General features: G+C 67.6%; 20 protein-coding genes. 12 read left to right on the top strand and 8 right to left on the bottom strand.

Annotated elements, in window-relative coordinates; all coding sequences use genetic code 11:
• Positions 1-151: 151 nt before the first annotated feature.
• From NED98_RS17195 to der, 10 genes are all read left to right on the top strand, one after another.
• Positions 152-1,612 (top strand): spinster family MFS transporter, encoded by a 1,461-nt coding sequence (locus tag NED98_RS17195; RefSeq protein WP_265313835.1) that lies wholly within the window; start codon positions 152-154, stop codon positions 1,610-1,612.
• A 103-nt stretch (positions 1,613-1,715) separates the two neighbouring features.
• Positions 1,716-3,281, top strand: coding sequence for an amidohydrolase family protein (locus NED98_RS17200; protein ID WP_265313836.1), 1,566 nt, complete (start codon positions 1,716-1,718; stop codon positions 3,279-3,281).
• Between the two features lie 81 nt (positions 3,282-3,362).
• Positions 3,363-4,229, top strand: a complete 867-nt coding sequence (gene bla / locus NED98_RS17205; RefSeq protein WP_265269348.1) for a subclass B3 metallo-beta-lactamase — start codon at positions 3,363-3,365, stop codon at positions 4,227-4,229.
• Positions 4,226-4,708: a GNAT family N-acetyltransferase gene (locus NED98_RS17210; protein WP_265313838.1), complete on the top strand. Its 483-nt coding sequence runs from the start codon at positions 4,226-4,228 to the stop codon at positions 4,706-4,708. Before bla ends, NED98_RS17210 begins: the two co-directional genes overlap by 4 nt.
• A 6-nt stretch (positions 4,709-4,714) precedes the next feature.
• Complete coding sequence (locus tag NED98_RS17215; protein WP_265313839.1) at positions 4,715-5,056, top strand: ArsC family reductase; 342 nt, start codon at positions 4,715-4,717, stop codon at positions 5,054-5,056.
• A gap of 46 nt (positions 5,057-5,102) precedes the next feature.
• A complete protein-coding gene (locus tag NED98_RS17220; RefSeq protein WP_265313840.1) occupies positions 5,103-5,537 on the top strand; it encodes a hypothetical protein in 435 nt (144 codons plus the stop codon).
• Between the two features lie 39 nt (positions 5,538-5,576).
• Complete coding sequence (gene panB, locus NED98_RS17225; protein ID WP_265313841.1) at positions 5,577-6,434, top strand: 3-methyl-2-oxobutanoate hydroxymethyltransferase; 858 nt, start codon at positions 5,577-5,579, stop codon at positions 6,432-6,434.
• Between the two features lie 73 nt (positions 6,435-6,507).
• The gene (locus NED98_RS17230; RefSeq protein WP_265313842.1) at positions 6,508-7,224 is read left to right on the top strand and encodes a tetratricopeptide repeat protein; all 717 of its coding nucleotides are present in this window, start codon (positions 6,508-6,510) and stop codon (positions 7,222-7,224) included.
• Positions 7,221-8,546 (top strand): PQQ-like beta-propeller repeat protein, encoded by a 1,326-nt coding sequence (locus NED98_RS17235; protein WP_179513331.1) that lies wholly within the window; start codon positions 7,221-7,223, stop codon positions 8,544-8,546. Before NED98_RS17230 ends, NED98_RS17235 begins: the two co-directional genes overlap by 4 nt.
• Positions 8,547-8,674: 128 nt before the next feature.
• Entirely contained in the window at positions 8,675-10,051 is a 1,377-nt protein-coding gene (gene der / locus NED98_RS17240) for a ribosome biogenesis GTPase Der (RefSeq protein WP_179513332.1), read from the top strand.
• 196 nt (positions 10,052-10,247) lie between these two features.
• On the opposite strand, the gene bfr is transcribed toward der, so the two are convergent.
• The 7 genes from bfr to NED98_RS17275 all read right to left on the bottom strand — a co-directional run bounded on the left by bfr (position 10,248) and on the right by NED98_RS17275 (position 16,736).
• Entirely contained in the window at positions 10,248-10,730 is a 483-nt protein-coding gene (bfr, locus tag NED98_RS17245; RefSeq protein WP_179513333.1) for a bacterioferritin, read from the bottom strand.
• Between the two features lie 99 nt (positions 10,731-10,829).
• Complete coding sequence (locus NED98_RS17250; RefSeq protein ID WP_179513334.1) at positions 10,830-11,000, bottom strand: (2Fe-2S)-binding protein; 171 nt, start codon at positions 10,998-11,000, stop codon at positions 10,830-10,832.
• Between the two features lie 87 nt (positions 11,001-11,087).
• Positions 11,088-12,341 carry a DUF418 domain-containing protein gene (locus NED98_RS17255; RefSeq protein WP_265313843.1) on the bottom strand — a complete coding sequence of 418 codons (1,254 nt, stop codon included), beginning with the start codon at positions 12,339-12,341 and terminating at the stop codon, positions 11,088-11,090.
• A gap of 63 nt (positions 12,342-12,404) precedes the next feature.
• Entirely contained in the window at positions 12,405-12,860 is a 456-nt protein-coding gene (locus NED98_RS17260) for a hypothetical protein (protein WP_179513336.1), read from the bottom strand.
• 214 nt (positions 12,861-13,074) lie between these two features.
• Positions 13,075-14,064 (bottom strand): cation diffusion facilitator family transporter, encoded by a 990-nt coding sequence (locus NED98_RS17265; protein ID WP_179513337.1) that lies wholly within the window; start codon positions 14,062-14,064, stop codon positions 13,075-13,077.
• On the bottom strand, positions 14,064-15,719 hold the full coding sequence (recN, locus tag NED98_RS17270) for a DNA repair protein RecN (RefSeq protein ID WP_265313844.1): 1,656 nt from the start codon (positions 15,717-15,719) through the stop codon (positions 14,064-14,066). Before recN ends, NED98_RS17265 begins: the two co-directional genes overlap by 1 nt.
• Positions 15,720-15,782: 63 nt before the next feature.
• Complete coding sequence (locus NED98_RS17275; protein ID WP_179513339.1) at positions 15,783-16,736, bottom strand: outer membrane protein assembly factor BamD; 954 nt, start codon at positions 16,734-16,736, stop codon at positions 15,783-15,785.
• 102 nt (positions 16,737-16,838) lie between these two features.
• Between NED98_RS17275 and NED98_RS17280 the strand changes: the two genes are divergently transcribed.
• On the top strand, positions 16,839-17,687 hold the full coding sequence (locus NED98_RS17280) for a class I mannose-6-phosphate isomerase (protein WP_265313846.1): 849 nt from the start codon (positions 16,839-16,841) through the stop codon (positions 17,685-17,687).
• Between the two features lie 174 nt (positions 17,688-17,861).
• Positions 17,862-18,503: a PEPxxWA-CTERM sorting domain-containing protein gene (locus NED98_RS17285; protein ID WP_179513341.1), complete on the top strand. Its 642-nt coding sequence runs from the start codon at positions 17,862-17,864 to the stop codon at positions 18,501-18,503.
• 82 nt (positions 18,504-18,585) lie between these two features.
• On the opposite strand, the gene NED98_RS17290 is transcribed toward NED98_RS17285, so the two are convergent.
• Entirely contained in the window at positions 18,586-19,122 is a 537-nt protein-coding gene (locus NED98_RS17290) for a hypothetical protein (RefSeq protein WP_265269344.1), read from the bottom strand.
• Positions 19,123-19,285: the final 163 nt, after the last annotated feature.

The following is a 19,285-nucleotide window of genomic DNA, read 5'->3' on the forward strand; positions in this document are numbered from 1 at the left end:
GGCTCTGGATGCCGGGCCGAGCCCGGCATGACGGCGTTTGAAGCGCCAAAGTTCACGAAGTTCACACGAGTGACGGGCTTGCCTTGCTTCCGATGAATGCTTAGCATTCTAAATAAATATCATCGGGAGAGCACGGGATGTTGGCACGGGCATGTCCTGCCGGGAGCAGGGGCGCCGCGGCGCGGGGGCGGTGGTGACCGGCCGCATCCCGCGCGCGGGGGATGCCGCGCCGTCACGGCTTTACGCGCATGGCGTGCTCGCGCTGCTCGTGCTGGCCTATGCGTTCAACATCCTCGATCGCACGATGATCGCGATCGTCGGCCAGGCGATCAAGATCGACATGAAGCTGAGCGATGCCGAGCTCGGCCTGCTCGGCGGGTTCGCCTTCGCGGTCCTTTATTCGGTGCTCGGGTTGCCCGTCGCGCGGCTCGCCGAACGGTGGCATCGCGTATCGATCATCTCGATCGCGATGGTCGTCTGGTCGGGGTTCACCGCCGCATGCGGCGTCGCGGGCAATTACACCCAATTGCTGCTCGCGCGGATCGGGGTCGGGGTGGGCGAGGCGGGGCTGTCGCCGCCGGCCTTTTCGCTGATCGCCGATTATTATCCGCCCAACCGCCGCGCTTCGGCGATCGGCATCTATATGCTCGGCGGCGCGATCGGGACGATGATCGGGGCGGCGCTCGGCGGCTGGGTGGCGAAGCATTTCGGCTGGCGCATCGCCTTCATCGCGGTCGGCATCCCCGGGGTGGTCGTCGCGCTGCTGATCCGCGCGGTGATCCGCGAGCCGGTGCGGGGCGCGCTCGATGCCGATAATGTGCCCGTAGCGGCGCCGGGGCCGATCGACTGGGGCGAGGAATTCGCCGAGCTGGCCGCGGTGACGCGATCGCTGCTGCGCCAGTCGGACGTGCGCAACATGATCTTCGGCCTGACCCTCGCGTCGGTCGCGACCTATGGCATGCTGCAATTCTCGCCGGCCTATTTCATCCGCGCCTTCGATCTCGATCTGGCGACGGTAGGGGTGATCTTCGGGGTGACGAGTGGCGCGTCGGCGGCGGCGGGGGTGGTGATCGGCGGCTTCCTCACCGACTGGCTCGGGCGGCGCAACGCGGCGTGGTGCGGGCTGGTGCCGGCGATCGGGCTCGCGATCGCGGCGCCGCTTTACTATTTCGCTTATACCGAGCCGGATTGGCGCATCGCCTCGGCGATCCTGCTGTTTCCGGGGCTGTTCCAATATCTTGCGCACGGGCCGACATTCGGCGCGGTGCAGAATGCCTTTCCCGCGCACCGCCGCGCGACGGCGAGCGCGCTGATGCTGCTGTTCCTCACGCTGATCGCCGCGGGGGGCGGGCCGCCGCTGATCGGCTGGATCATCGACCGGCTCGCGGCGGCGAAATTCGCGCTGCTGCCGGTCGCGACGCAAAGCTTCGCGACCTTGTGCCCGGCGGGCAAGGCCGCGGCGGGGGCGTCGGCCGAGCTCGCCGCCGCGTGCCACGATGTCCTTGCGCAGGCGACCCGCGAGGGACTGCTCGTCGCCACCGCCTTCCTGCTATGGGGTGGCGTGCATTATGCGCTCGCCGCGCTCGCCTTGCACAGGAAGCGCGCCGCCTGACGATCTGCGATCGCAATGATCTTCATGCAGGCATTTAATTTTGGAATGCCGCGCCGGCTGCCTAACGATAGGCGCTCGGCGGAAAGGGGAGAGGGGCTGGGCGATGCGCAAGGTCATCATGTTGTTTGATCGCGTCGCGACGCGGCGGGGCGCGTTGGTCGTCGCGCTCGGCGTGGCGGCGGCGGCGGCCTATGCGCCGGCGCATGCCGCGGGGACGGAGCCGGCCGATATCCTGATCACCGACGGCACGATCGTCACGATGGACCCCGCGCGGCGGGTGATCGACGATGGGGCGGTGGCGATCGTCGGCAACCGCATCGCCGCGGTGGGGACGACCGCCGAGCTCAAGGCGCGGTTCAGCCCGCGCGAGACGATCGACGCGCGGCGCAAGATCGTGATGCCGGGGCTGATCGACGGCCACGGCCACGCCGGGCACGCATTGCTCAAGACGCTCGGTGCGGACAGCGACACTTGGAACGAGAATGTCGAGCGGATGTACGCGCACGGCTCGACCCCCGATTTCTGGCGCGCCGATGCGATGCTCGCGGGGCTCGAGCGGCTCAAGTCCGGGGTCACCACCTCGGTCAATTTCTTCGGCGGCGGTTCGGACGTCTATCGCGTCGACGAGGCGAAATATGGCGACGCTTATGTCGAGGGGGTCAGGCAGATCGGGGTGCGCTGGTTCCTCGGGGTCGGCCCGCGCCGCGGCCCTTATCCCAGCGGGTTCACCGACTGGACCGGCGCGGCGAAGCGCGACTTTACGGTGCCGTTCGATCGCCAGCTCGCGGTGTCGGAGGAATTGATCCGCAAGTGGAACGGCACCGCCGACGGCCGCATCAGGATGGCGGTGGTGTTCCCGACGATCAGCCCGGACGACAAGCTCGCCGGCGCCGCGCTCGACGAAATGGTGCGCGAGGCGCATGCCGCGCGCGATCTGTCGAAGCGTTACAAGGTGCTGTTCCTCCAGGACGGGCACACCCGCGGCACGGTGAAATATGCCAATGACGTGCTCGGGCTGCTCGGCCCCGATGCGATCTTCTCGCACGCCACCAATCTGACCGACGAGGAGATCAAGCTAATCGCCTCGACCGGCACGCGCATCTCGCACAATCCCAGCGCGATCTTCTCGATGTACGGCCGCAACCCGGCGACCGAGCTGATCGACGCGGGGGCGACGGTGATGCTCGGATCGGACGGGGTGGCGCCCGATCGCAGCTTCGACATGTTCCGCCACATGTTCCAGGCGACGCGTTACCACCGTTTCTATTTCCACGATGCGAAGGTACTGCCGGCGGGCAAGGTGCTCGAAATGGCGACGATCGATGCCGCCAAGGCGCTGGGGATGGAAAAGGACATTGGCTCGCTCGAAGCCGGCAAGAAGGCCGACATCATCCTGGTCGACTGGTTCAAGCCGCATCTCGTGCCGATGAACATGCCGGTCTATCGGCTGGTCTATTATGCCAATGGCGAGGATGTCTCGACCGTGCTGGTCGACGGCCGCGTGCTGATGCGCGACCGACAGGTGCTGACCGCCGACGAGGAAAAGATCCTCACCGCCGCGCAGCGCGAATCCGATCTGGCGGTGACCCGCGCCGGGCTGAAGGGGCTCGACACGCTGCCCGAAGGCTTTTGGGGGAGCACGCATCTCGGGCCGAAAACGACCAAATAATCTCGCGCATAACCGTGGTTTCCTCGCAGCCGTGGCGCCGCTACACTTCGGCTGAAATTCGTTTTCCTAGGGGATTCCAGCATGTTGATCCTGAGCACTCGGGTCGGAGCGATTCGGGTCAAACTGGCGGCAGCGGCTGCGCTGCTTGTCGTGCTTGCGCCCCCCGCGGGCGCCGCCGATCCGCCTGAATGGACCCGCCCGGCCGCCCCGTTCCATGTGATCGGGCCGATCGATTATGTCGGCACCGAGGGGCTGGGGTCGTATCTGATCCACACCCGCGCGGGGTCGATCCTGATCGACGCGCCGATGGCGGAGAATGTTGCCGCGCTCGAACGCAACATCGCCGCGCGCGACAAGCTGCGCAACGTCAAGCTGATCCTGCTCAGCCACGCGCATTTCGATCATGCCGGCGGCCTCGCCGCATTGAAAAAGGCGACCGGCGCCAGATTGGTGGTCGGTGCGGCTGACAAACAGGCGGTGGAGACCGGGACGCCGCCGGGCGAGGTCGATTACGGCGTGATCCGCTTCCCCGCCGCGCCGGTCGATCGCGGCATTCGCGACGGCGAGACGGTGACGCTCGGCGGGGTGACGCTGACCGCGGTGGCCACCCCGGGGCATACCCCCGGCTGCACGAGCTGGCGGATGCGCGTCGTCGACCGCGGGACGCCGCGCGACATATTGTTCGCCTGCAGCATCACCGTCGCGGGCAACCGGCTGGTCGGCAATCGCGCCTATCCGGGGATCGTCGGCGATTTCCGGCACAGCTTCGATCGTCTCGCCGCGATCAAGGCCGATATCGTCCTGCCGTTCCATACCGTCGCGGCCGAGCTGCGCGAACGCGCCGGACGCGGGGCGCTGGTCGATGCGACCGCGCTGCCCAAATTGGTGCAGAATGCGCGCACCGCCTTCGCCGCCGATCTCGCCAAGCAGGAGCAGGCGGCGAAGTGATCGTCGAAGCGACCGCAGGCGACGAGGCGGCGTTGATCGCGCTGTGGGAGGCGTGCGGGCTGACTCGCGCGTGGAACCCGCCGGCGCGCGACATCGCCTTCGCGCTCGCCGGGCCGGGTTCGACGATTCTGGTGGCGCGGGGCGTGGTCGCGCCGGAGCATCGTGCGTTGGATCGCGATCACGTCGTGTCCTCCTTGTGCTCCCGCGAAGGGGACGAGCACGCCGCCCTGACCGGCAGCGTGATGGTTGGGCACGACGGGCATCGCGGCTGGGTCTATTATCTCGCGGTCGCGCCCGATGCGCGCCGCGCCGGGCTGGGCCGCGCGCTGATGGCCGCGGCGGAGACGTGGCTGCGCGCGCGGGGGGTGCCCAAGATCCAGTTGATGGTCCGCACCGGGAACGAGGACGCGCACGCCTTTTATCGCGCGCTCGGTTTCGCGGATCAGCCGGTTGCGGTGTTCGGCCGTTTCCTCGATTGAGGGGGCATGATCACACTCTACGGCATCCCCAATTGCGACACCGTGAAGAAGGCGCGCGTGTGGCTCGACGCGAACGGCGCGGCTTATGCCTTTCACGATTACAAAAAGGCCGGGGTCGACGAGGCTGCGCTGCGCGGCTGGGTGGCGCGGCTCGGCTGGGAGAAATTGCTCAACCGCGCCGGCACGACATTCCGCAAATTGCCCGACGCGGCGAAGGTCGACCTTGATGCGGAAAAGGCGATCGCGCTGATGCTCGCCAATCCGTCGGCGATCCGTCGCCCGGTGGCCGTGAAAGGCGACACGCTGGTCGTGGGGTTCGACGCGGCGCAATATCAAACACTTGTGTAACGATCGATAACGACGCACAATCCCCGCCCACGAAAGGGGAGAGTGGATGAGCGAGTTCGCGCGGCCGGTGCCGGTCTGGTTTCGTATCGTCGCGATCCTGCTGGTGCTGTGGGGCGCGATGGGCGTGTTCGCCTGCGTCCAGCAATTCCGCCTCGGCGCGGAGGCGATGGGGCAGACGAGCGCCTATGATCGCGCGCTCTATGCGTCGCTCCCCGCCTGGTACAATTGGGTCTATGCGCTCGCGGTGGGCAGCGGGCTGCTCGGGGCGCTGGCGCTGCTGTTCCGCAGGGCGGTGGCGCGGCCGCTGTTCGTGATCTCGCTGGCCGCGATCGTCGTCCAGTTCGGCTATCTCTTCGCCGCCACCGATATCATCGCCACCAAGGGGATTTGGGTAACCTATTTCCCGCTGTTCATCTTCGCGGTGGCGCTGATCGAGGTGCGGCTCGCCGGGGTCGCGATCCGCAATCGCTGGGCGCGTTAGACTGGCCTTCGGGCCGGCAAGCCTCTAAGCGTCGCGCCCATGTCCACCACCTTCACGATCGACAGCTCCACCAGCCGCGCGACCCCGGTGTCCGCGCCGATGAAGCGCGTCACCGTCCCCGCGGTGCGCAAGCGCAAGGGCGGCGAGCCGCTGGTGATGCTCACCGCTTATACCGTGCGCACCGCGCAATTGTTCGATCCGCATTGCGATCTGCTGCTGGTCGGCGACAGCCTGGGGCAGGTGATCTACGGGCTGCCCTCGACCGTCCCGGTGTCGCTCGAGATGATGGCGGCGCACGGCGCGGCGGTGGTGCGTGGCAGCTATCATGCGATGGTCGTGGTCGACATGCCGTTCGGCAGCTACGAAACCTCGCCCGAAAAGGCGTTCGAGAGCGCCGCATGGCTGCTCAAGCAGACCGGCGCGGCCGGGGTGAAGCTGGAGGGCGGGGTGGCGATGGCGCCGACCGTCCAGTTCCTCGTCGAGCGCGGGATCCCGGTGATGGGGCATGTCGGGCTCACCCCGCAGGCGGTGAACATGCTCGGCGGCTATGGCGCGCGCGGGCGGACGCAGGAGGAAGCCGCGAAGATCATCGACGACGGGCAGGCGATCGCGCGCGCGGGCGCCTTTTCGCTGGTCGTCGAGGGCGTGATCGAGCCGATCGCGATCGAGCTGACCCGCTCGATCGATTGCCCGACGATCGGCATCGGCGCCTCGGCCCAATGCGACGGTCAGGTGCTGGTGGCGGAGGACATGCTCGGGATGTTCGAACGGGTGCCGCGCTTCGTGAAGCGCTACGGCGACATTGCCGGTTACATCTCCGAACGCGCCGAAGCTTATGCCAATGAGGTCCGCTCGCGCGCCTTTCCGGGTGTCGAGCAGGTCTATCAGCCCAAATAGGACGTCCAAGCCGCTTCCGTTTCCCCGGGGGCGCGGCTAAACAGGCGCGTTTTTCCAGTAGCCGGAGTTCACCTTGGCCCTGTCGCCCGAAAGCAATGAAGCATTCCTGCGCGAAGTCGATGATGCGCTGCGCCAGGATCAGGCGCTCGATTTCTGGCGGCGCTATGGCCGGTTGCTGATCGTCGCGATCGTCGGCGGGCTCGCCGTCTTCGGCGGCTATCTGTTCTGGCAGAACCGCCAGCACAAGGCCGCGGAGCGCGAGGGCGAGCAATTGCAGGTCGCCTATGACGATCTCGCCGCGGGCAAGCTCGACGCCTCGGCCAAGACGCTGGCCGAGCTCGCCCAGTCCAAGTCGGACGGCTATCGCGCCGCCGCGCTGTTCTCGCAGGCCGATATCGCGCTGCGCAAGGAGGACCTGAAGGGCGCGGCGAAACAATTCGCGGCGATCGCCGGCGATCAGTCGATGGCCAAGCCGTTCCGCGATCTCGCGCTGATCCGGCAGACGATGGCCGAATTCGATACGCTCAAGCCCGATGTGGTGGTCAGCCGGCTGCGCGGGCTCGCGGCGCCGGGCAATCCCTATTTCGGCAGCGCGGGCGAATTGGTCGCGCTGGCTTATTTGAAGCAGGGCCGGCGCGATCTCGCGATGCGGCTCTACAATCAGATTGCGGCGACCGAATCGGTGCCGGAATCGCTCCGTCAACGCGCGGTTCAGATGGGCGCGGTATTGGATACCGGCGCCGCGCAGAGCGGCGGCGCCGCCGGTAACGAGAAGGCCAAGCAGCAATGAAGAAGGTTCTGGCCGCGCCGCTGGTGATCGCGGCGCTGGTGGGATTGAGCGGGTGCGGCATCTTCAAGGGCCACGGCCCGAAAAAGACCCCGACGCTCGGTGAGCGCATCCCGATCCTGGTCTCCGAGAATGGCGCGGCGGTCGATCCGTCGCTCGCCGGGGTCGCCGTCACCGTCCCGCCCGCGGCGCCGAACGACGCCTGGGCGCAGCCCGGCGGCAACCCTTCCAAGAATATGGGCAATCTCGCGCTCGGCGCCGCACCGGCGCGGGCGTGGAGTGCGCGGGTCGACGGCGGATCGAACCGCCAGCGGCTCGGCGCGGCGCCGGTGGTCGCCGACGGCAAATTGTTCGTGGTCGACGTCGATGCGGTGGTCCATGCCTTCCGCGCGGATACCGGCGCGTCGCTGTGGACCACGCCGATGGCGACGGAGAAGAAGAACCGCGCGGCGCGCTTTGGCGGCGGCGTGAGCTTCGACGACGGCAAGGTATTCGCGACCGACGGGCTCGGCCAGGTCGCCGCGCTGAACGCGGCCGACGGCAAGGTGATCTGGAGCGCCAAGCCGGGCGGCCCGCTGCGCGGCGCGCCGACCGTCGCCAACGGCCAGGTCTATGTGCTCAGCCAGGACAACCAGCTGTTCGCGCTCGGCGAGGCCGACGGCAAGGTGCAATGGGCCGAATCGGGCAGCATCGAATCGCAGGGCGTGTTCGGCGTCGCGGCGCCCGCGGCGGCCTCGGGGACGATCGTCGCGGGCTTCTCGTCGGGCGAACTCAACGCCTATCGCTACGAAAACGGCCGTACCTTGTGGCAGGACGCGCTGTCGCGCACCGCAATGTCGACCTCGGTGTCGAGCCTTGCCGATATCGATGCCGATCCGGTGATCGCGGACGGCCGTGTCTATGCGGTCGGGCAGGGCGGGCGCATGGTCGCGATCGAAATGGATACCGGCCAGCGTCTGTGGGAGCAGAATCTCGCCGGCACCTCGACGCCGTGGCTCGCGGGCGAATGGCTGTTCGTCGTCACCGACGATGCGCGGCTGATCTGCCTGTCGCGCGCCAACGGCAAGGTGCGCTGGATCGCGCAGCTCCGCGGCTACAAGAACGTCAAGAAGAAGTCCGGCCCATACGTGTGGTTCGGGCCGGTGATGGCGGGCGACAAATTGTGGCTGACCAACACCCGCGGCGAGATCGTCGCGGTCTCGCCGGCCGACGGCAAGGTCGAGACGACGATCAAGCACGGCGCGGAATTCGGGCTGCCGCCGGTGGTCGCCAACAACACGCTCTATGTGCTCGATCAGAAGGGGCGCGTGACCGCTTACCGGTGAGGGGCGGCGCGAGCATCGCCCGCTAGCACGCTCCCCCCCCCCCCCGCGAAGGCCGGGGTGGTAGGCTGAAATCCGATCTAACTGACGCCACAGGTGACGGCGGCGCGCGTTGCGGCTATTGCGCCGCGATGCCGCTGCCTATCGTCGCGATCGTCGGCCGACCCAATGTCGGCAAATCGACCCTGTTCAACCGCCTCGTCGGTAAGAAGCTGGCGCTGGTCGACGACCGCCCCGGCGTGACCCGCGACCGGCGCGAGGGCGACGCGCATCTGCTCGGGCTCGATTTCCGCGTCGTCGATACCGCGGGCTATGAGGACGAGGATCCCGATACGCTCCCCGGCCGGATGCGCCGCCAGACCGAGGCGGCGGTGAAGATGGCCGATGTCGCGCTGTTCCTGGTCGACGCGCGTGCGGGGATCGTCCCGCTCGACGAGGAAATCGCGCGCTGGCTGCGCGGATCGACCACCCCGATCATCCTCGTCGCCAACAAGGCCGAGGGGCGCGCCGCCGAGCAGGGTATCCTCGAATCGCTCGCGCTCGGCTTCGGCGATCCGGTGCAGCTTTCCGCCGAACATGGCGAGGGCGTCGCCGATCTGTTCGAGGCGTTGCTGCCGCATCTCGAACGCGACGAAGAGGTCGAAGCCCCCGCCGGCGAGGAAGAAGACGAGCGCGACGATGCCCCGCTCAAGCTGGCGATCGTCGGGCGCCCCAATGCGGGCAAGTCGACGCTGATCAACCGCATGCTCGGCGAGGATCGGCTGATCACCGGGCCGGAAGCCGGGATCACCCGCGATTCGATCGCGATCGACTGGACCTGGCACGGCCCGCAAGGCCCGCGCCCGGTGCGGCTGATCGACACCGCCGGGATGCGCAAGCGCGCCAAGGTGCAGGACAAACTTGAGAAACTGTCGGTCGCCGATGCGCTCCACGCGGTCGATTTCGCCGAGGTGGTGGTGCTGCTGCTCGATGCGACGCTCGGGCTGGAGGCGCAGGACCTGCGCATCGCCGACAAGGTGCTGTCGGAGGGGCGTGCGCTGCTGATCGCGCTCAACAAATGGGATGTCGCCGCCGACCCCTCTTCGCTGTTCAACGGCGTGCGCAAGGCGCTGGAGGACGGCCTCAGCCAGGTGAAGGGCGTGCCCTTGCTCACCGTGTCGGGGGCGACGGGGAAGGGGATCGACCAGCTTATCGCGGCGGCGTTCGAGACGCGCGCGGCTTGGTCGCGCCGCGTGCCGACCGGCGAGCTCAACCGCTGGTTCGAGCGCGCGATCGAGGCCAATCCGCCCCCCGCGCCCGGCGGCAAGCGGATCAAGATGCGCTATGTGACGCAGATCAAGACGCGTCCGCCGAGCTTCGTGATCTTCGGCACGCGGGTCGATCAGCTTCCGGCGAGCTACGAACGCTATCTGATGAACGGCCTGCGCCGCGATCTCGGCTTCGGCGCGGTGCCGGTGCGGCTGACCTTGCGCGCGCCGCGCAATCCGTTCGGGCCGAAATCGGACTGAGGGGGAGGGCGCTGGCGGAGAGGCGGCCAATATATCGCTGGCGTCTCGCTTGGGGCTTACCCCTCCACCATTGCTTCGCAACGGTCCCCCTCCCCCTCCGAGGGAGGAATTGTTCGGTCCCCCCGTTCCTCCCCCGGAGGGGAGAGGGACCAGCCGAAGGCTGGTGGAGGGGTAAGCCCCAGGCGAGACGCTGAACTCAGCTCTCGTGTTCGCTCTTGGCGTTGAGCTGGATGTAATTCTGCAGCCCCATCCGCTCGATCATCTCGAACTGGCGTTCGAGCGTGTCGACATGTTCTTCCTCGCTTTCGAGGATCTTGGTGAACAGGTCGCGGCTGACGTAATCCTTGGCTTCCTCGCAATAAGCGATCGCGCCCTTCAATTGCGCCACCGCCTCCATCTCGAGCGCGAGATCGGATTTGAGCACTTCCTCGACCGTCTCGCCGACGCGCAGCCGGCCGAGCAGCTGGAAATTGGGCAGCCCCTCGAGGAACAGGATGCGATCCGCCACCATATCGGCGTGCTTCATCTCGTCGATCGATTCGTGCCGCTCGAATTCGGCGAGCTTCTTGACGCCCCAATTGTCGAGCATGCGATAGTGCAACCAATATTGGTTGATCGCGGTGAGCTCGTTCTTCAGCGTCTCGTTGAGCAATTCGATGACGCGCGCGTCGCCCTTCATGTCTTCTGCCTTTCGGTTAGGCAGATGTTTTACCGCGCCTGATGCAGCGCGGGCAACCCAAAAAATGGCGGATTTCTGCGGGTTTGGTTGCTGCGAGCGTTATGCAGCAGCGCGCTCTTCATCGATAATGGCTCGCGCAAACGATACGCACTGGCCGCATTTCGGCTGGCGCCCGAGCGAACGATAGGCCTGACACGCCGTCCGTGATCCCTGCCGCGCGGCCTCGCGCACTTCGCATTCACGGATGGCATTGCAGACGCAGACGACCATGCGGATCTCCCTCGCTCGCCCTGCGATCTAGGGCTATTGCGATGCGCTCGCAAGTGCTTTTGCGGCTGGTTCGCAATTGCGCGACGCTCAAATGCGACGAAAAGATTGCCACCGGCCGCGTGCCATGCTGCGCCACAGCCATTCGGCCGGGCCATAGGCGAATCGTTCCAGCCAGGGTTGCGACCAGCCGAGCATCGCGGTCCAGATCGCGAATACCACGGGGTAGAGCTGCCAGCGTTCCAGTCGGCCGAACCAGCCGAGGCCGTAGCCGTAGAAAATCAGCGTGCAGACGATGCTGGTGCCGAGATAGTTGCTGAATGCCATCCGCCCCGCCGCGGTGAGCCGCGCCGCGAGCCAGCGCGCGCGGCCCGAGGTGACGAACAGGATCACCAGCGCCGCCTCCGCCACCGCCAGCGCCGGGCGCAGCAGGGTGAGGTGGAGCGGCTCGGTGAGCAGCAGCAGGATCGGATCGAAATGCGTCGCGCTCATCCAGCCGGCCAGCGCGACATAGAGCGGGATCGTCACCCCCGCGCCGGCCACCGCCACCGCCCAATAATACCGTCGCGCCCAGCCGCCCGAGAAGAAGCCGGCGCGGAACAACGCCATGCCGAGCAGCATCAGCCCGAGCGTTTCGGGCAGCATCCACGGCATCACCTGAGTCTCGATCTCGAAGGCGGCTTCCGCCCGCGCGCGGGTGACCGTGTTCCAGTCGCCACGATAGATTGCGATCTGCTCGGCAGAGGGGGGATGCGGGGGAAGCAGCGCGGCCTGATAGTCCTTCCATTGCGCGCGCACCGCCGCGCTTGCGTGGGGCGTGGCGGCGGCCGCCTCGAACCGGCGGGTGTCGTTATAGACGAGCAGGCCGAGCGCGAGCTGCCACAGCAGCAGGAGCGCGCCGAGGCTCGCGAGCATGCGCACCGGCCAGCGCCACGCGACGAAGGCGAGCGCGCCGCAGAAGGCATAGAGCGTCAATATGTCGCCGGCCCAGATCAGATAAGCGTGGACGAGGCCGATCGCGAACAGGCTCGCGGCGCGCGCATAATGGACCCGCGCGGGGCTTTCGCCGCTCGCCAGCGCGCGTTCGGCGACGAGCACCGTCGAGGCGCCGAACAGCATCGTGAACAGCCCGCGCATCTTGCCGTCGGCGAGGACGAAGACGATCGCCCAGCTCCACCAGTTCGCGCCCTCCGCGCCGCCGGCGAAATGCGGGTCGACATAGGCATAAGCGGGCAGCGCGAACGAAACGATGTTGAGCAGCAAGATGCCCATCACCGCCACCCCGCGTACCGCGTCCAGCGTCGCAATCCGCGCCGGCGCCGCCTTTTCACGATCGATCGACATTCAACCCGCTTCGGCTTGTGCCTTCTTCTCCGTCGCCGCCGTGCTGGGCTGACGTCGTGTTGTTCAGCGCCGCCGCGCGATGAATGCGATCGGCAGCCCGACCAGCACGATATGGCAGAATAATTGCGTCACCACCGCGGGAGTCGAGGGCATCGCGCCGAACCGCAGCGGCACGACGATCAGGTTCATCATCACATAAGTGATCAGGCCATAGCCGACGCCGCCGACGATCGGCTGGCGCTTCAGCCAGGTCACGCGATCGGCGACGAGGACATAGACCGCCGCCATCACCGCCATCAGCGCATAATGGACCGCCAGCCCGAGCAGCGCGACCGGCAGCCCGCGTACCGGGACGCCGGGAAACGGCCCGGAGGCGACATAGGCCAGCATCTCCGAAACGGTACGCTTGCCGTAGAATAAGGTGAGGCTGATCGCCGCGAGGATATCGAGCGTGCCGGCAACCACAGTGGCGCGCGCAATCCGTGCGCGGGCAGGGGAAGAAGCGAAGGATTGTGCCATGATCCGCGAACCCGGTTGGTTGTTGTGGGGGAGGGCATAGGACGGTTGCGGATAGAACGCCAATCGGGGCGGGCGTGCCTTACAAACCAACCACCCGTCGTTCCCGCGGAGGCGGGAATCCGTTCTGGCCGGCCTATCGAATCGAGCCGCAACGACAGCGTGAATGGATTTCCGCCTTCGCGGGAATGACGGGGAATAGCTAGGAGAAGGCGCCCTAAACCGTCGCCGCGCTTGCCAGCCCGCAACTGGCCGCGCCGGTTTCGATCTGGATCGTCGCATGGCCGATCCCGAAGCGGACGTGGAGCATCGTCTGCGCCGCGTAGAGGAAGTCGTCGCCGGGATGGCCGTCGGGCAGCAGCAGGTGCGCGGTCAGCCCCGGTTCGGTGGTCGACATCGGCCAGATGTGGAGATCATGGACCTCGCGCACCCCGGGCAGCGCGGCGAGCGCGGCCTCGACCCCGTCGTAGTCGATCCCGCGCGGCACCGCGGCGAGCGACATCTCCACCGTCTCGCGCAGCATTCCCCAGGTCTGCCAGAAGATCAGCGCGGCGATCACCAGGCTGACCACCGGATCGATCCACGCCGCGCCCGTCATCCAGATGACGATGCCGGCCACGACCACTCCGGCCGAGACCGCCGCGTCCGCCGCCATATGGAGATAGGCGCCGCGGATGTTGACGTCGCCCTTGCGCCCCGAGGCGAACATCAGCGCGGTGCCGGCGTTGATCAGGATCCCGACCGCCGCGACGATCGAGACGGTGAGCCCCGGCACCGGCGCGGGCTCGCCGAAGCGTTGCACCGCCTCCAGCGCGATCGCGCCGAGCGCGACGAGCAGCAGCAGCGCATTGGCGAGCGCGGCGAGGATCGTCGATCCCTTGAGCCCATAAGTGAAGCGCTTCGACGGCGCCGCGCGGGCGAGCGCCGCCGCGCCCCACGCCACCGCGAGCCCGAGCACGTCAGAAAGATTATGCCCCGCATCCGCCATGAGCGCGACCGACCCGGTGATAAAGCCCGCCGCGCCTTCCGCCGCGACATAAGCGAGGTTCATCCCGATGCCGATCGCGAAGGCGCGATCCCATTGCATCGGCGGCGCGTGGTGGTGGTGCCCGTGGCCGTGCGAATGGCCGTGACCATGCGAATGATCGTGCGCGTGACCGTGGTCGTGCGGGTGATCGTGATCATGGCCGTGGTGATGCAATCCCATCAGGCGACCTCCAATAACCTTTCCGCCTGCGCGCGGGCCTCGTCGGTGATCGTCGCGCCGGATAGCATACGCGCGATTTCCTCGCGCCGTTCGGTTTCGCCGAGCGTGGTGACGCCGGTGCGGGTGACGATGCCGTCGTGGCTCTTGGCGATCAGCAGATGCGCCGCGCCGCGCGCCGCGACCTGCGGGCTGTGCGTCACCACCAGCAATTGCGCCTGCCCCGCGAGCCGGGCGAGCCGCTCGCCGATCGCCGAGGCGACCGCGCCGCCGACCCCGCGGTCGATCTCGTCGAATACCATCGTGCGTGCGCTCCCCTCCGCCGCGAGCGCGACCTTGAGCGCGAGGATGAAGCGCGAGAGTTCGCCGCCGCTGGCGATGCGAATCAGCGGCGCGAAGGGCGCGCCCGGGTTGGTCGCGATCTCGAACTCGACGCGGTCCTTGCCCGCCGGCCCCCAGGCCTCGCGCGCGGCGGGGGCGATCGCGGTGCGGAAGCGCGCGGCATCGAGCTTGAGCGGCGCGAGCTCGCCCGCCACCGCCTTGTCGAGCCGTGCGGCGGCGGCGGCGCGCGCCGCGCCGAGCGCCTCGGCGGCGGCGTCATAAGCGCGGGCGGCCTCCGCGACGCGGGCTTCGAGCGTGACGATGCCTTCCTCGCCGGCGTTGAGCCGCAAGAGCCGCGCGCGCAGCTCGTCGGCGAGCGCGGCGAGATCGTCGGGCTGGACGCGATGCTTGCGCGCAAGGCCGCGCAGCTCGAACAGCCGCGCCTCGTCATCCTCCAGCGTGCGCGGATCATAGGCCAGCGCGAGCCGCGCATCGTGCAGCCGCTCCTCGGCGGTGCCCGCCTCGATCAGCGCACGATCGATCGCCGCCAGCGCCTCGGCCAGCGTGGCGTGATCGGGGGCGACGCGCTCGAGCACCCGCGCCGCTTGCCTGAGATGCGACAGTGCGCCCTCGCTGCCTTCGAGATGGGCGCCGATCGCCGAGAGATCGTCGGCGATCTTCGCCGCGCGCTGCATCGTGCGGCGCTTGTCCGCCAGCGCCTGTTCCTCGCCCGGCTCGGGGGCGAGCGCGTCGAGCTCGGCGACGGCATGTTCGAGCCATTCGCGATCGCGCGCGGCGTTGTCGATCTCGGCGTGCGCGGCGGCGAGCGCATCCTCGGCGGCGCGCCACGCCGCCCAGGCCGCCGCGGCGGGGGCGGAGTCGATCCGGCCGTAAGCGTCGAGCAGCGCGCGATGCCCGGCGGGGGCGAGCAGCCCGCGCTCGTCGTGCTGGCCATGGATCTCGACCAGAAGCGCGCCCAGCTCGCGCAGCAGCCCGGCCGAGGCGGGCTGGTCGTTGACGAAGGCGCGGCTGCCGCCGTCGGCCTTGACGATGCGGCGGATGATCAGCGGCTCGCCGGGCTCGACCGCGAAGCCGTTGGCGTCGAGCAATTGTTCCGCGGCGGGCGAGGGATCGAAGGTCGCGGTCACGGCCGCCTGCGCCGCGCCGTGGCGCACCAGCGCGCTATCGGCGCGCGCGCCGAGCGCCAGCCCGAGCGAATCGAGCAGGATCGATTTGCCCGCGCCGGTCTCGCCGGTCAGCACGCCGAGCCCGGGGCCGAATTCGAGGTCGAGCGCCTCGATCAGCACGACGTCGCGGATCGACAGCGCGGTCAGCATCGCCAATGTTCCAGCGGCACGGGGCCGAGCCGGGCGGCAGCGGTCCGCGCCCGGGTCATGCCGTCAGGCCTTCGGCGCGTCCGACGAAGGCGTCGCCGGTGCGGGGGCCGGAGTGGGGGCTGCGGTCGGGGCGGCCGGCGGCTCTGCGGTCGGCGCGGCGGGGGCCGCGCTGCCCGGGGTCGCCGCGGGCTTGGTCGCGACGGGGACGACCAGCTGGCCCGGGGCGAGCGGCGCGATCGCCGTCGGCGGATATTCCTTCACCAGCTTATAGGCGCGCGCATACCAGTCGGTGCCGGGATAATTGGCGCCGAGCACCGCCGCGGCCTTTTCCGCCTCGCCGCGCACGCCGAGCGCGAGATAGGTCTCGGTGAGCCGCATCAGCGCCTCGGGCGTGTGGGTGGTGGTCTGGTAATCATCCACCACCTTGCGGAAGCGCAGCGTCGCCGCGAGCCACTGGCCGCGCCGCTCGTAGAAGCGACCGATCTCCATTTCCTTGCCCGCAAGGTGATCGCGCACCAGATCGATCTTGAGCCGCGCGTCGGCGGCGTAGCGCGAATTGGGATAGCGGCGGATCAGCTCGCCCAGCGCGTCCTGCGCCTGCGCGCTGATCTTCTGATCGCGCGTCACGTCGCTGATCTGCTCGTAATAGCAGAGCGCGATCAGATAATAAGCGTAGGGCGCATCCTTGTTGCCGGGGTGCACCGAGATGAAGCGCTGCGCGGACTGGATCGCATCGGTGTAGCTGCGCGCGAGATAGTGGCTGAACGCCCCCATCAGCTGCGCGCGACGTGCCCAGACCGAATAAGGATGCTGGCGCTCGACCTCGTCGAACAGCGCGGCGGCCTCCTTGTAGCGATGCTGTTCGAGCCGGTGCTTCGCGGCGGTGTACAAGGTGCCCACGTCGCGCGCGACATAAGGCAAATCGCCCTTGGCGCGGTTGCGCGCGCAGCCGGCGATCGGGAGGGCGAGCGCGGCGACCAGCACCAGGCCAAGCGAACGAGGAAAAGAAGTACGCATTCACCGAGCCTTTAGCCTAAGCGGGCAGTGACGAACAACGGTGAAACGCAATCCGCATGACGCGCGTTTGCACCGTGTCCAACGGGCTATTCGGGAACGATTATGACTGCGACCTTGCTGGCGACGAAACGGGTGGAGAAGCCCTGGGGTCGGAACCAGCTCTATCCCGGTTTCCCCGATCCCGCCCCCGGCGGCGCGCCGATCGGCGAAGTGTGGTTCCAGTCGCCGCACCCGGAGGCGCCGGAACTGCTGATCAAATATCTGTTCACCAGCGAGAAATTGTCGGTGCAGGATCATCCGTCGGATGCCGAGGCGCGCAAGCGCGGGCTGCCGCGCGGCAAGGACGAATGCTGGGTGGTGCTCGCTGCCGAGCCGACATCGACGATCGCGATCGGGCCCAAGGCGCCGATGACCGCCGACGAATTGCGCGCCAGCGCGCTCGACGGGTCGATCGAGGACAAGCTCGATTGGAAAAAAGTGCAGGCGGGCGATTTCTATTATTCGCACGCCGGGGTGATTCACGCGATCGGCGCCGGGCTGACCCTGATCGAGGTGCAGCAGAATATCGACATCACCTATCGGCTGTACGATTACGGCCGCCCGCGCGAATTGCACCTCGACGACGGAGTGGCGGTGGCCGATCTCGAACCCTGGTCGCCGCCGCCGATGCCGGGCGAGGTCGCGCCGGGGCGGACGATCCTGGTCGAGGGGCCGAAATTCGTGGTCGAACGGTGGACCGGGGGCGCGCGGGTGATCGCCTTACCCGACGGGGTGTCGGGCTGGCTGGTGCCGATCGCGGGCGCCGGGGAGATCGGCGGGGTCGCGTGGCACGCGGGCGAATGCGTGATGATATCGGGAAGCGAGGAGCTTCATGCCGAGGCGGGGAGCGACCTGTTGTTCGCTTATCCCGGTGCGCAGCGCATCGCCGTAACGTCTATCGATTCGGTGTGAATTCCACACCCGTTCCAATGCCATCGCTGACATGCTCCACGATGGTACAAAAGGCAAAATCTTGTAAAAATGGGCGACTGAAACGTCGTTAATTTCCTGTTAAACCGAGTCTCCAGCCCACGGAAAAACCAGTGGGGCGAGGTCGCCACCGATTCGCGTTTTGGGAGACGAGACATGAACATTAAGGGTGCGGGGGCGACCGCTCTCGCTTTGGCGGCCGTTGTGGCTATTCCGCAGGCATATGCAGCACCGGTTATCGCGGGCGGTTTCACGCTCGATACCGGCACGTTCGGCGCGCAGACCGGCGTGCATTTCCAGAACCAGATCAACTCGACGACCGTGGGCGGGGTCGTCAATCAGGACGGATCGAGCGTCACCTTCACGTCGACCGATGCGATCACTGGCGGTGGTGGTGGCGGTGAAGCCACGATCAGCGGCACGATGACCAATCTGACGGTCGATTTCGCCAAGGCGTGGGACAATCTGACCTTCGCCTTCTCGAACGACACTGCTTTCACCTTCAATATGTGGGTTAACGGCGTCGAGCTGTTCACCTCCGGGGGGAATTGCAGCGTGATCTGTTCGGCCAAGAAGAATGCCAACAATCAGTTCACGCTGAGCGGCACCGGCATCCAGAGCGTATCGTTCACTTTCGATCCGCAGATCGCGACGGCCAAGCAGTTCCGCGTCGAGGGCCTGAGCCAGATCGGCGGCGGGGTGCCCGAGCCGGCGACCTGGGCGCTGATGATCCTCGGCTTCGGCGCGATTGGCGGCACGCTGCGCGTCCGCAACCGCCGGCTCCGCTACGCGCATTGAGCGTCGGCGATCGAGTCGATGAAAAAGGGCGTCGGTCGCTAGACGACCGGCGCCCTTTTCTATCCGAGCCGTAAGCGCCCGGTTATTTCTCCGAGGCTTTCTCGAACGCTTCGAGCCCGGCGCGATCCTCGTGCGAGACGAATTCGCACGCCAGCATCGTCTTGCCCTTGAGCCCCGGCCCCTGCCGCGCGACGAGCGAGACGAGCCCCATCGCCTTCATCGGCTGCTCGGCATCGGGTAATTGCCGCGCGAAACCGGTGGTCGAGGCGCCGAACAAATGGCTCTTTTCCGGCGCGAGATGATAGGTTTCGGCGAGCTTCGCCGCCACGTCGCCGTCGATCAGCACCCCGAATGCCGAATTGGCGAACAAGATGTCCTGCGTGGTGAAGCCGTCGCGCGCGATCGCCGCCGGGAGGTGATAAACCGCCGCGCCGAACAGCGACATATCGGGCTTCGTCAGCTTTTCCGCGGCATTGTAGAGCGTCGTCGCATGGTCGAACGAATAAGGCGGCTGGCATATCGCCGCGGCGAAGAAATCGGGCTGGGCGGCATCCTCGGCGGCGGCTGGGCCGGCGGTGAGCAGCAGGGCGAAGGCGGCAAGCGCGAAACGGCGGATCATGCTCGCCGTCTGCGCCGGCAACGGTACGCGATCAAGGGTTGTCCCGCCTTTGCGAGGTTCGCGTCCGCTATCCTCCGTTCGCCCTGAGCTTGTCGAAGGGCTGTCCTGCTTCCGAGGAAGAAAGGGCGGGGCTTCGACAAGCTCCGCCCGAACGGGGACCGGA

Source organism: Sphingomonas lycopersici (assembly GCF_026130605.1).
In the GTDB taxonomy this organism is placed as follows: domain Bacteria; phylum Pseudomonadota; class Alphaproteobacteria; order Sphingomonadales; family Sphingomonadaceae; genus Sphingomonas; species Sphingomonas lycopersici.

Excerpts from the sequence above, each read along its gene's own strand:
- NED98_RS17200 (WP_265313836.1), top strand. The coding sequence starts at position 1,716 with ATGCGCAAGGTCATCATGTTGTTTGATCGCGTCGCGACGCGGCGGGGC.
- panB (WP_265313841.1), top strand. The coding sequence starts at position 5,577 with ATGTCCACCACCTTCACGATCGACAGCTCCACCAGCCGCGCGACCCCG.
- NED98_RS17265 (WP_179513337.1), bottom strand. The coding sequence starts at position 14,064 with ATGGGATTGCATCACCACGGCCATGATCACGATCACCCGCACGACCAC.
- NED98_RS17285 (WP_179513341.1), top strand. The coding sequence starts at position 17,862 with ATGAACATTAAGGGTGCGGGGGCGACCGCTCTCGCTTTGGCGGCCGTT.
- NED98_RS17290 (WP_265269344.1), bottom strand. The coding sequence starts at position 19,122 with ATGATCCGCCGTTTCGCGCTTGCCGCCTTCGCCCTGCTGCTCACCGCC.
- NED98_RS17255 (WP_265313843.1), bottom strand. The coding sequence starts at position 12,341 with ATGTCGATCGATCGTGAAAAGGCGGCGCCGGCGCGGATTGCGACGCTG.
- NED98_RS17250 (WP_179513334.1), bottom strand. The coding sequence starts at position 11,000 with ATGGTCGTCTGCGTCTGCAATGCCATCCGTGAATGCGAAGTGCGCGAG.
- bla (WP_265269348.1), top strand. The coding sequence starts at position 3,363 with ATGTTGATCCTGAGCACTCGGGTCGGAGCGATTCGGGTCAAACTGGCG.
- NED98_RS17260 (WP_179513336.1), bottom strand. The coding sequence starts at position 12,860 with ATGGCACAATCCTTCGCTTCTTCCCCTGCCCGCGCACGGATTGCGCGC.
- der (WP_179513332.1), top strand. The coding sequence starts at position 8,675 with ATGCCGCTGCCTATCGTCGCGATCGTCGGCCGACCCAATGTCGGCAAA.
- recN (WP_265313844.1), bottom strand. The coding sequence starts at position 15,719 with ATGCTGACCGCGCTGTCGATCCGCGACGTCGTGCTGATCGAGGCGCTC.
- NED98_RS17215 (WP_265313839.1), top strand. The coding sequence starts at position 4,715 with ATGATCACACTCTACGGCATCCCCAATTGCGACACCGTGAAGAAGGCG.
- bfr (WP_179513333.1), bottom strand. The coding sequence starts at position 10,730 with ATGAAGGGCGACGCGCGCGTCATCGAATTGCTCAACGAGACGCTGAAG.
- NED98_RS17235 (WP_179513331.1), top strand. The coding sequence starts at position 7,221 with ATGAAGAAGGTTCTGGCCGCGCCGCTGGTGATCGCGGCGCTGGTGGGA.
- NED98_RS17195 (WP_265313835.1), top strand. The coding sequence starts at position 152 with ATGTCCTGCCGGGAGCAGGGGCGCCGCGGCGCGGGGGCGGTGGTGACC.
- NED98_RS17220 (WP_265313840.1), top strand. The coding sequence starts at position 5,103 with ATGAGCGAGTTCGCGCGGCCGGTGCCGGTCTGGTTTCGTATCGTCGCG.
- NED98_RS17275 (WP_179513339.1), bottom strand. The coding sequence starts at position 16,736 with ATGCGTACTTCTTTTCCTCGTTCGCTTGGCCTGGTGCTGGTCGCCGCG.
- NED98_RS17280 (WP_265313846.1), top strand. The coding sequence starts at position 16,839 with ATGACTGCGACCTTGCTGGCGACGAAACGGGTGGAGAAGCCCTGGGGT.